This window comes from Bacillus cereus group sp. MYBK101-2, assembly GCF_051918845.1.
Lineage (GTDB): Bacteria > Bacillota > Bacilli > Bacillales > Bacillaceae_G > Bacillus_A > Bacillus_A paranthracis.
Genome location: NZ_JBQAIE010000002.1, coordinates 224047 through 235844, shown reverse-complemented (window position 1 = coordinate 235844; position 11798 = coordinate 224047). Strand labels below are relative to the sequence as shown.

The following is an 11798-nucleotide window of genomic DNA, read 5'->3' as shown; positions in this document are numbered from 1 at the left end:
GATTCTATGCAGCTGGATTCTTTTTTACATCATCTCCATTTTTCTATAGACGAAATTATGCCAAATCATGAAGTGGACTGGGCAGATGCACCGCTTCCTTATAAACTATATCGAAATGTACCTATCATTCCTCTCTCTTTAGAAATCCCATTATCTTTACCTAACTCTTCTACTACACCTACTTTGAAAGAGATTGGTCATTACCTTTGGTGCTCATTTGGTTTAACCCAGTTATGTCAGCTAAATAGCGAGAGAATTTTATTCCGAAGATCTATCCCTTCCGGCGGCGCTTTATATCCAAATGAATTGTATATATATTTAAAGATTGACGATTATCCAGACGGCATTTACCATTACGACGCCGCGCATCACCGACTTATCTTACTTCGCGAAGGAAATTTCGATTCTTACCTTACAGAAGCACTCGGCAATCGTTGTAACATACAATCTTGTTTTGGTGCTGCATTCGTATCCACCATGTTTTGGAAAAACTTCTTTAAATACAATAATTTTTCATATCGTCTTCAAGGATTAGATAGTGGTGTTCTCATCGGCCAATTACTTGAATGTGCCAAACAATTTGGTTACACAAATGGTGTATATTTTCAGTTTCTAGACCGTGCAATCAATCATTTACTCGGACTGTCAGAAGGCGAAGAAAGTGTGTATGCTGTCGTTCCTTTCAGTACAGAACCGCAAACGAATTGGTTTCACAATGATCACCGTGAAATTAAAACAGTTACTTCTCAGAAGTTGTTACAACAAATTCCGCTTTTAGCACATGAACATTTCGTTCGCTCAAAGCATGTAAATGAGTATCCGATGATAACAAAAATAAATGAAGCTTCTATGATCGAATCGACAGCACAGTTCCAAACACTAGCTCATGAAGAGCACTATCAACATCATGAGCACGCTGTACAACTGCCGAAAGTAGAGCGTTTATCTTATGATTTCTTACAACTTTGCCGAAAACGGTATTCCCCTGATGCTGACTTTATTTTAACAAAATGGGATGTAGCCGAGCTCGCTGCTTTACTACAAGAAGCGAGCCTCTCCTTCCCTTATTACAACGACCTTGATGGTAAGTATGTAAATGAAAATGCGCGCGTCTCATTATATGGATGTTTCTATAACGTAAAAGATATAGAAAACGGGGCTTACGCTTATAATAGTAAAACGCATTCCATACAACCACTTCGATATGGTGACCTTCGTTACCCCCTTCAATCTAGTATGACGATGGATAACGTAAACCTTTTTCAAGTACCACTTTGCTTACATGTAGTCGGAAAGAAAGATTACTATACAAATGCATTAGGCTATAGAGGGTACCGTATTCATCAAATGGAAGCAGGTATACTCGTTCACAAACTCGTTTTTGCAGCAACCGCAATGGGGATGGGCGGGCATCCTTTACTTAGTTTTGATACAAATTCATGTGATCAGCTATACGGGATAGATGCTGGAAATAAAACGTCACTTATTCAAATTCCTGTTGGGACCTATCGGGCGCGGAATTGGTTAAAAGGGGATTTGCGTAATTAGAAGCACGCCGCTCATCGGCGTGCTTTTTTTAAAGGACTTACTTAATAAAAAGAGAAGTGAGTATATATTCTTACATAAAAGGAGAGTTTAACTTGAGCATTTTACAACGATTAATCCAGCAAGCAAAAAATCCTCGGGGGACAATTGGTTCTTCCATACTTTGTATTATGAACAGTGCACATACGAGACTAACCAATTGGGCATTACAAAAAGTATATATAAAGAAAGAGGCAATTATATTAGATATCGGTTGTGGCGGCGGTAAAACGATACACACTCTTTCAAAACGAACTCCACTTGGAAAAATATACGGGATTGATTACTCCTATCAAGCTGTAAAAAATTCGATACAGACGAATATAAAGGATGTTCAAAAACAAAAAGTCATTGTTCAACAAGCAAGCGTTTCTTCTATTCCCTATCATACGAACTTCTTCGATCTCATTACCGCTTTTCAAACACACTACTTTTGGCCTGATGTGGAACAAGATATAAAAGAAGTATTTCGTGTCTTACAACCGAAAGGATCTTTTTTATTAGTGGCTGAAACTTTTAAAATTCATTATCATATGGAGAAATGGAAAACGAATGAAGAATTAATAAACCTATTTTATAAGACAGGATTTACAAATGTGAAATATTATGAAGAAAGAGGATGCCTTTGTGTAATAGGAATGAAATAAAAGCAGACCCTTTGAGGTCTGCTTTTTTACTAGATTAATTTAAAGATACTTTTAATTTGTCTTGCAAATAACCAGTTTTTCGTACCGTAGTTATCATTTAAACTATCTAAATTGATAGTTTGTCCGTTAGCAAACTTTAATTCTAGCGTTGTATTTTTATCGTTTGTTTTTAAGTTACTATGTGTAATGGCATCATACTTTAATTTTTCAATCTCAACATATTCGTCTTTTTCTTGTCCGATCACGACATGGTCTTGGAAGAAGAACAATACTTCTACTTTCTTACCGAAACAAAATACGTTTTTCGTATAAATTAATGTCGCATTATCAAGTCCAATGCATACTTCTTTCATCTCTTCAACAACGTTTCCAAAGTCTTCTTCCTGTCTTGCGTTTGATTCAGCAATCCATTCTTCGATTGTTTTCATGTTAATTGCCATACTGTGCCCCCTGGTTCGTTCATTGCTTTGTTAAAAAATAAATACTATATGACAATATAAGCGATACGTACTATGTTTTCAAGGGTGAACGGTATATTCAAAATAAAGTTAAATTTCAAAGTAATATACAAGTAGAATCCATTTCATTATATTTTAAACGTTTGAACGAGACATTCTTCCTCATCGATTAACTGTATTTTCTCATTAAATTCGATGTTTAGTTCCCTATATACTTTCTTCCAAAAAGAAACGGCTGGTACATTTTTCACAAGTTCGATAACGAAATATTGTCCTCGTTTCTCTTTTAGCAAACTCTCAATAACTTGTTTACCGATTCCTTTTCCTTTGTACTGATTCAATATGAAAATGTCATTTATACCAAAATCGTTTTCCTTCTTCAAAAACGGACGTTCCAGTAGTAATAAAAATCCTACAATCTCATTATCACTTTTAATAAAATACGGAGTGATTCCATCATTTTCCCAGAACATATGTAAATCTTCGTATTCAAAAAATCCATTTGCTCCAATCTTTATATTAGGAGTGAACTTAGAGAGGTCATGTAGATATAGTGCGTACAAATTACGCAATATCTCTTTTCCTGATTCTTGAAGTGTTATAAACATTTTTAATGATCCCCTTCCTTGTACGTAACTATCCTCTTCATTCGACAAAAATGATGTTTCCCCTGTAACGAAAAAAATAGCACTTAAAAAGTGCTATTCTGCTCTCCTTGCCGCTTGCTGAATTGGATCCCAAACGCTGTTATATGGTGGTGCGTAACTTAAGTCCACATCTTCTAAATCGTGAATGCTCATTTTATTGAAGAGTGCCATTGCGATTACATCAATCCGTTTATCTACACCTTCTTCTCCAATTACTTGTCCGCCTAATAATTGTTTCGTGTCAGAACGGTATAGTAATTTCAAGTAAAGTGGTTTCGCATTTGGATAATAGCCCGCCATATTTGTAGAATCTACTTTAACTGTTTTATACGGGATGTTTAATCCTTTCGCTTCTTTTTCATTTAAACCTGTTCTTGCAAGCGTTAAATCCATAAATTTAATGATACCTGTACCTAACGTACCTTTAAAGGCTCTTCGTTTATCCAGCATGTTCAGTCCAGCAAGTCGCCCTTGTTTATTTGCAGTTGTTCCAATTGGAATATGATCATGAATTTCTTTTATAACGTGATAATGTGTCGCACAATCACCAGCTGCATATACGTCTTGCACATTCGTTTGCATATATGCATTTACCTCGATTGCCCCTTTATGATTTGTACGTATATTCGTTCCTTCAAGAAAATCAGTATTCGGCTTCACTCCGACAGATACTAGAACAAGATCCGCTTTATACGTACCTTTATCCGTTTCAACTGCTTCTACTCGTTCATTCCCTTTAAACGCTTTTACATTTTCATTCGTTAAAATTTCAATATGATGTTTATCTGCTTCTTTATGTATATACTCCGCCATATCCGCATCATAAATTGTACCGATATGATCATTTCGCTCAATCATTCTTACTTTTTTACCAAGTTCAACGAATGTTTCTGCCATCTCAAGCCCAATTGCACCGCCGCCAATAATGGTTACATCTTCAACTTTATTCGTTTCTAGCGTTTTTAATATGCGCTCAGCATCTGGGATTGTTTTTAAAAGATGAACGCCTTGTAAATCTCGCCCTTCCCATTCTGGCATAACAGGACGTACTCCGGTCGCAATTAATAAACGGTCATACGAAAATTCAAAGACATCTTTCGTCTTCGTATGCTCTGCGTATACCATTTTCTTTTCCGTATCTACTTTCATTACTTCATGTCGTACTTTCGCATCAATTCCGTATTTATCACGAAACGTCTTTACATTACGCGCGATTAACTTTTCCGTTGAAGCGATAGCACCACTAATGACATATGGTAACCCACACTGCGCGTACGAATAAATTTCACCTTTTTCTAACGTCACAACATTTGCGTTTTCATCGTTTCTAACAATTTGCATCGCTGCACTCATACCAGCTGCATCTCCGCCAATAATGACATAGTTCACTTTACCACTCCTTCTTTTTTACATACTCTTTACGTTTTCCATATTTTATCGAAATAACACCTACTTCTATTGTAAAGAAAGAGAATTTCATCTTCAAATTTAGTGCACAAACCTATGCCTAAATAGGTAACTGTCGTGCCTTCTAAACAACATGTTTAATATGCTATAACAGTAACTATTGAAAGTAGGTGAAATATATGTGCGCCGGCCTTCTCGCCCAGCTTCCAGATGAACCGCAAGAACCAAAAGAACCGAAACCCGCCGTCTCACTTGACCAAGAATTTTCCATTAATGCAACAATATATAGCGCTCGTGCTTGGTTATCTAACGATGATACATTTGCGCAAGATATTTGGAAAGCTACCCAATTCGCTTCAGCATCACATGCTGGCAAGTCCATCTTTCCAGTCGGTTCTGTTAAAATTATAAACTTCTCTGATGATACAATTACTGTTATTGCTTCACCAGAATCAGATCATGCGCTCAAAATAGTCGTACCACCCCATTCCGAGGCAGCCCTAACGTCTGGTCCTTTATCACATATACAAGCTAGTACATCAGGGGGATCCAGTAAAGTCACATTTCTCTTTCACATCTTTTTCTCAAGGGATCCTGGTTCAGATAAATAACCATAAAAAAGGTACAGTTACGCACTGTACCTTTTTCATATGTTCTATTCTCTTGATTTATTCAGTTCAACATTATAAGATTCAATCTTCAAATTGAGTCCCACACTTTGTACATACATCCATCTATTCAACCACCTTTTCTTTAGAAGCCAGTGAATCCCTGTGTAAAGGTTTGAATTATCGTGCTAATGTAAGACCACAGTACAATGAATGTTGCAATTCCGATTAAAACATTTGCGATAAGAAGTGTATAAATAAGGTCTAATCCGCCGTTATCTAGCTTTACTATAGCGACAATTATACTAATTGACATATACGTTGTAGCCAGCCCTAATAAGATTGGTAAGAAAAAGATTAATAAAAAGCTAAACAGAAAAGAAAGAACTAATATCGCAATTGCCGGAGTCGCTATCGTTCCCCATATACCGAATACTTCAAGAAACGAAAAAGATGATTTCATCATCTTCCCACTGACAAAAATAATAAATCCGACAAATAAAGTTAAAATGAGTAAAAATAAAAAGACCGTTACAGAGTCCAAAAAGAAATTAGGAGTCGTTATATCTGGTGCAAATGTTCTCGTAACAGCAGCTGCTGTGCTCATCATTCTATAAAAAATACATGCCCCTAAAAAACAAATAAGAACAAGACTTACAATTCCATTTCGTACTTCAACCTTGCCACTTTTCATAATCGCTGTCGGTGCTTTGAAAGCATGTTTAAAAAACTGAAAATACCCACTCGCAAATCGCTTCGCTTTCTCTACCGTTTCATTCGGACGAGTTTCCTTCGCTTGTGCTACGCGTACTTGTTGCTCGCCTTCTTCCTGTGAACTACTCGCTACTGCACCCTCTGTTAACGAATGTCCACAATTCCCGCAAAATTTTGCCTCTGCTGTATTTTCCGTATGACACGCCGGACATTTCATTCTCGCATCCCCCCCCCTTAAGCAAATACCATATAGGGTGTTACAAATTCAATATATGACTTTGTACATAAAACATGACTACAAGAAACAGATTCTGAAATCCTTCTTTCAAAAGAAATATATGTGCTAGCAATCTTGAAAAATAATGCTATTATGAAACAGAATAAAGTGAAACTTTAATCAGTGGGGGTTTTCTTCATCCCCCACTGATTATTAGTTGAACCAATCGGACTTTTATGGGCAGTTGATCCCCTACCTAACTTCTTTGCTTTCGCTGAATTTTGAGGTGGGGGTCTTACTGCCCATTAAAGTCGGATAAATAATATTTTTAACAGATTGGATGACTGGCAATGGAATTGGTAAACTCAATTTTTCAAATACTCCTTACAAGCGTAATTCAATTATTTTCCTTAATTGGCGTTATCATTGTAATTGGATTTCTATTAGGCTATTTAGAATCTCTCACACGAATGTATTGGTCGAGAGCTTTCGGAAGAAAAGGATTTCTTTTAACGGCGTGGATTGGAGTTCCTATTCACGAACTTGGACATGCCATTATGTGTGTACTATTTCGTCATAAAATTGTAGCAACGCAGTTCTTCCCAACAGATACAAGTCAAGGCGCTTTAGGCTACGTACAACATCAATACAATCATAAAAGTGTATATCAACGAATTGGGAACTTCTTCATTGGAATTGGTCCTATTATTTCGGGTATTACTGCATTAATCCTATTAATGCGCTATTTCGTACCAAATTCATATTTCTTATTTCATACAACTCTCGAAAAAACAATCACTTCTACTTCTATTAATGTAGAAATGGTTCAAAACATGCTCTTATCGACGTTCGTATTATTGAAAAGTTTATTTACAATAAATAATGTATTGAATCCTTCCTTTTGGCTATTTTTATTTATCGCCATTTGTATTTCTGCACATATCGCTTTAAGCAAACCAGACATTAAAGGATCAATAGACGGTGTTATCGTCATGTTTATCGTGTTATTTTTATTCAATATAATAGCAGGATTGTTTCATTACGATAGTAACCAGCTTATTGGAAAAATGATGAAGTATAATATGTATCTCATTGCATTTTCTAGTGTGGCACTGTTGTTCTCTTGTATTTCTACACTTGTTAGTTTTGGGTTTTATAAAATAAGAGGAGGGCGTTCGTTTTGAACGCCCTCTTCTTCTCAATTATTCCTCTTATAATCACAATGCTCAACCGGAACACGAGCATGTCCCTCTTCATCGGTACACCATGACTGTGATTGGAAGGCAAGAAAGATACCGATCCATTCTTCTTCCTTTTCGAAGTGAATGAGTATGCCTCCGTCTTGCCATATACCATTATCACCTTTCCATTTTTCTACATTTCCTTGATTCATGTGAATATCATGTATTCCGTTTCCTGGTTCGAAATGAAAGTAAGAATCGGGTGTATTTTCTTCTGGTCCCCATCTTTCACCAAACGCGTAAATAATTGCTTTTTCTTCTATCGCTCGTTTTATATAATGCTCTATTTTTTCATTTAAATCATTGTCTACTCCTGCTTTTTCAGCAGGTAAAGGAATCATTTGTTTCGAATCAAATAAATTACCTCGTACGTAGTCTAAAGCTACTTTCGGTTCATTATTTTTTATTTCTGTAAAACCAAATGGTAACGTCGGTAAAATATGAATCGCCTCTGACCGAATATTTTCACTCGCAAAATATAACACTTCTGACGGATAACTTTGCGACTTTACGTTAATTGCAATGCGATAATCTACTTCTGCTTCACCTTGTAAATGAACTTGATAATGAGGAGTTTTCCCTTTTCCGATTTTAGATTGTATAACTGTACCTTTTAACACGCCGTAGTTTTTTAGGGGCATACATTTCATCTCCTATTCATTTAGTTGAAGCTTTTCATATTTAAAACATTATCCAATCATAAAAAAAATCCTCCTATGTTAGGAGGATTTTTAATTTCTCAACATATACCAAACAATCACCTCTACTACTACGAGCAACACCGCACCAAAAATCATTAACGTCGTCTTCTTTAATAGTTCATTTTCACGATACGGGATGTTACATAAATACGCACCTAGTGTAATCCGTGATGGGCAAGCAATTGTCGCTACTGATGACGCGGTGTTTTGAAGCGTTGTGACGTATTGCCACGGGAGTGCTACGTTTTGCGCAGTTTGCATTTGTAGTTTTATAAACATCGCATTTGAGCCTGCATTACTACCTGTTAAAAAGCCACCGATACCACCAATAAACGGAGCAACGAAAACGAAAAATGTTCCAAATGTTTCACCAGCCGTTTTTGCCAGTAATGAATGCATGCCAGATGCACCCATTAGTTCTGAAATGGCGATAAACATTGTCGTCGTAATAGCGAACGGAATCCATTGTTTTATCGTTTGTGAGAGTGATTGTTTCATAATATGAGTCGGAATACGGAAGAAAATAATCGTAAATAAACAAGTCATACCGAGCCAAAATCCTGGTGAATATAGTAGCTCCAGTTTATAAGAGTATGATTTTAAATCGAGAACGGCATATGATCTAAATACATCATGCAATGCTGGTACGAGGCGAGAAAGTAAAATACAAACGGTTAAGAATATATAAGGGCTAATAATTTTTATAATAGATACTTCTCTCTCCGTTGCTGCAGCATGTTCTGTCATTAGATTTTGTTCGTTTTTGCCCTTTAATTTAATGATAAGAAAGCCAAATGTAATGGTAACGATAGAACTTAATATACCTGCTAGTTCCACGCTTACGTATGCGTTAGAAAGATAGATTCCGAGAGAAAATAATAGAAAGAAACCGAATCCTTCCTTCCACTTTTCAATAACCGCCTGCCAGCCGCCAACAACATGTAAAGAAAGAATGACGAAATAGGCAAACATCGGAATGCTTAATAGTGCCGTATTTGTGCCAAGTGTTGTAAGCGGCATATTGATAAGCTGGGAACCGATAATCGTACCAGTTGCCATTGCCCCCCATGAACTAGCTAGTAAGCCGATAAACGAGAGCAGTACAGCTTGAAACGGTTTATAACCTAATGAAAGAAAAATAGGTGCTGCAACCATAAAGCCGATTCCAAATCCACTTACTGATTCAATTAGTGGGCAAATGCCAAAACACATAAGAAGCATTTGTAATAAACGATCTTGCGTCACTTCTTCTAAAAAACGCGCTACTTGGTCGATGTACCCCATTTTGTTCATGAGGTGAAATAAAAAAATACCGAAAAATAAAACGTACCCGACAATAAAACAAATTAACCATCCTTTAATCGTTGCGTGCACAGTTTCACTTATCCCTAATTGAAACATTGGCGAGAGTAAAACGATTCCAACAGACACAGCATAAGAAATTAACGAGGACCTTAATGACGTTTGTTTAAATAAAAATAAACAAATGAAAATCATCATAATTGGGATAAGTGCCAACAATATGGCCATGTTATCATCTCATTTCGTTTAAAATACAATTTTTAACTATTATATAACAGATGAAATATTTTTCAAATTTTTATAACAGATTCACAAAAGAAGACGAGTGATTAAACATATTATAATGAAAGAGATTATTTATTATGTATCCCCTGTTAAAAGAACATATATTAGTTTTTGAGACAAAGAAGTAACTCACAGCAAAAGGGTTATTGAGGTCAGTTGACCGAGTACAAAAATTTCAGGAAGGAAGATTTGTGTACAAGAGTTAATACCAGAATATAGGAAAAGGTACATATGGGTAGATAAAGAAGGTATTTTTGCGATAATGCATTAAGTATTTGGATTATACAGAGGCCAGTAGGAACACATAGAAAACGTACTGTTATGCATTAAAGTAATATTTCTTATATATATACAAGAAACTAGGAAAAATCTCAAACATATGAGACTAAAAGAGTTTGTAAGTTGGTTGCAACGTCCCTATAAAAACACAATTGAATAATTTATTACTACAGCTATTCATGAAAAAATTAGGCGTTATAGTACGAGGGCACCGAAAAAACCCATTTCATAAGAAAAAAGAGACTTTTGATAAAAATTCTTGTTTTTTAAAGTAATCACTTTTTCAGTCCCTCTATAGTACTTGGAACATTTTATTTTTTTGATTTCAACAAGAACGTTTCTTCGCTCTTACCATTCCATTTAATGGTAACTTTTATACTCTCATTTTTATCAGTTGCCATACATCCCTGGCAATCAGAGGATAAAAAAATATTTGCCCCCTTATGAATCTCTACCTTTTTAGAAGTCTGTTCAAATTTACTACTAATACTAATTTCTAAATTCTCAAATTTTGTATCTTTATCACCATTCTTATAATGAAAATCATAATTCCCATGTTCTTCATTCCCATCAATGTTTACTGAATATCTTCCTGCCCAATGTTGACTTTCTCCAGAAAAAACACTGTATTCTTTTGAGCAGCTTCCTAAAATGGGAATAAAAATTAATAAAAAAGCAATTAATTTTTTCAATGTTTTCCTCCTATAATCACAATTTTTTCTATGCCTATATAAGTTGTTGAAAAACAATCTCCCAATTTAATATTTAATTCTATATAGTAAAAGTTTTTAGACTGTCTTTAAAATCTTGTTTATTGATTTTTGCTCTCTCATATAATACGTTTAAATCTGTAATTTCATCATATTTCTTAACATCTTTAATTTTAGATTCCCCAGTAGTTTTTTTAATCGCTGGAGCATCTTGTGTTTGAGCTAAGCTAGAAGTAGGAGCAATGAAACTAGTAAAACCAATTGATAAAGCTAGACTTGCATAAAACAAACCTTTAGTTTTCTTCATAGTATTCCTCCCTAATTATAATAGCTTTGCCAAAAACCCATTATATGTAATTTTTTCAAACAAAACAACAATATGTAATTAATTGGAATATAATAATTACATATACATTTATGCTACTATCTATTTAATTGTTTTAAATGATAAACAATCACTTAAAAATTAACGGAATTTTTGCTTACAAAATTTGTTTTCACGTATGGAAAACAAATTTATTGTCAATCTGCATTGCAGCTATAATAGTAAATCCTATGTATATAAAAAATCCAAATTCAGTTTTAAAAATCATATCAAAATAAAATATCTTAATAACATAGGCTCCTTTTTTGAGTACACAACAATTTATCTATTATCCTCAAAAACCGTCTGCTGGCCGACTATTTTGTCTAACACAACAAACACAATATAAGCACATATGACTTGCAATACAACATTCCCAAATTTCATTAATTCAAATGAGTGGATCCATCGGAATAATTCATTTAACAATACAATCGAAACGATACTAAATAATTCTATACTAATCGAAAATATACATATTTCTAAAATAGATTGTTCTTGAATGCGATTTAAGTTGGAAAAGATGAATACATATCCTAAAAATAAAGCCATCAATTCTATTTTCGTCATGCTAATGAGCCAAGCGTATAGTGGTACAGTTAGAATTAGATATAGTAGTTTCCGTCTTAGCATG

Annotated in this window: 13 protein-coding genes; 4 read left to right on the top strand and 9 right to left on the bottom strand. The window is 34.9% G+C overall.

Features of this window, described 5'->3' with window-relative positions:
* Positions 1-6 precede the first annotated feature (6 nt).
* A complete protein-coding gene (locus ACTFSI_RS06480; protein WP_440045297.1) occupies positions 7-1548 on the top strand; it encodes a SagB family peptide dehydrogenase in 1542 nt (513 codons plus the stop codon).
* A 92-nt stretch (positions 1549-1640) separates the two neighbouring features.
* Positions 1641-2231 carry a class I SAM-dependent methyltransferase gene (locus ACTFSI_RS06475; protein ID WP_000025735.1) on the top strand — a complete coding sequence of 197 codons (591 nt, stop codon included), beginning with the start codon at positions 1641-1643 and terminating at the stop codon, positions 2229-2231.
* A 29-nt stretch (positions 2232-2260) separates the two neighbouring features.
* Here the strand turns inward: ACTFSI_RS06475 and ACTFSI_RS06470 are convergent, their stop codons facing one another.
* The 3 genes from ACTFSI_RS06470 to ACTFSI_RS06460 all read right to left on the bottom strand — a co-directional run bounded on the left by ACTFSI_RS06470 (position 2261) and on the right by ACTFSI_RS06460 (position 4725).
* On the bottom strand, positions 2261-2671 hold the full coding sequence (locus ACTFSI_RS06470; protein ID WP_000996798.1) for a DUF3908 family protein: 411 nt from the start codon (positions 2669-2671) through the stop codon (positions 2261-2263).
* A gap of 146 nt (positions 2672-2817) precedes the next feature.
* Complete coding sequence (locus ACTFSI_RS06465; protein WP_440045348.1) at positions 2818-3297, bottom strand: GNAT family N-acetyltransferase; 480 nt, start codon at positions 3295-3297, stop codon at positions 2818-2820.
* Positions 3298-3390: 93 nt separating this feature from the next.
* Positions 3391-4725 carry a CoA-disulfide reductase gene (locus ACTFSI_RS06460; RefSeq protein ID WP_138322304.1) on the bottom strand — a complete coding sequence of 445 codons (1335 nt, stop codon included), beginning with the start codon at positions 4723-4725 and terminating at the stop codon, positions 3391-3393.
* Between the two features lie 197 nt (positions 4726-4922).
* Here ACTFSI_RS06460 and ACTFSI_RS06455 point away from each other — a divergent pair, with 197 nt between their 5' ends.
* Positions 4923-5354, top strand: coding sequence for a hypothetical protein (locus ACTFSI_RS06455; protein WP_000332405.1), 432 nt, complete (start codon positions 4923-4925; stop codon positions 5352-5354).
* Between the two features lie 142 nt (positions 5355-5496).
* Here ACTFSI_RS06455 and ACTFSI_RS06450 read toward each other — a convergent pair whose 3' ends face one another.
* Entirely contained in the window at positions 5497-6282 is a 786-nt protein-coding gene (locus ACTFSI_RS06450) for a zinc ribbon domain-containing protein (protein ID WP_000650073.1), read from the bottom strand.
* Positions 6283-6632: 350 nt separating this feature from the next.
* Here ACTFSI_RS06450 and ACTFSI_RS06445 point away from each other — a divergent pair, with 350 nt between their 5' ends.
* Entirely contained in the window at positions 6633-7466 is an 834-nt protein-coding gene (locus ACTFSI_RS06445; protein WP_000424507.1) for a hypothetical protein, read from the top strand.
* Between the two features lie 14 nt (positions 7467-7480).
* Here the strand turns inward: ACTFSI_RS06445 and ACTFSI_RS06440 are convergent, their stop codons facing one another.
* The 5 genes from ACTFSI_RS06440 to ACTFSI_RS06420 form a co-directional block, all read right to left on the bottom strand.
* Entirely contained in the window at positions 7481-8164 is a 684-nt protein-coding gene (locus tag ACTFSI_RS06440; RefSeq protein WP_440045296.1) for a DUF2278 family protein, read from the bottom strand.
* Positions 8165-8254: 90 nt separating this feature from the next.
* Entirely contained in the window at positions 8255-9754 is a 1500-nt protein-coding gene (locus ACTFSI_RS06435; protein WP_440045295.1) for an L-lactate permease, read from the bottom strand.
* A 647-nt stretch (positions 9755-10401) separates the two neighbouring features.
* The gene (locus ACTFSI_RS06430) at positions 10402-10782 is read right to left on the bottom strand and encodes a hypothetical protein (RefSeq protein ID WP_242261672.1); all 381 of its coding nucleotides are present in this window, start codon (positions 10780-10782) and stop codon (positions 10402-10404) included.
* A gap of 79 nt (positions 10783-10861) precedes the next feature.
* Complete coding sequence (locus ACTFSI_RS06425; protein WP_044792744.1) at positions 10862-11107, bottom strand: hypothetical protein; 246 nt, start codon at positions 11105-11107, stop codon at positions 10862-10864.
* 339 nt (positions 11108-11446) lie between these two features.
* Complete coding sequence (locus ACTFSI_RS06420; RefSeq protein WP_000946133.1) at positions 11447-11797, bottom strand: DUF4029 domain-containing protein; 351 nt, start codon at positions 11795-11797, stop codon at positions 11447-11449.
* Position 11798: the final 1 nt, after the last annotated feature.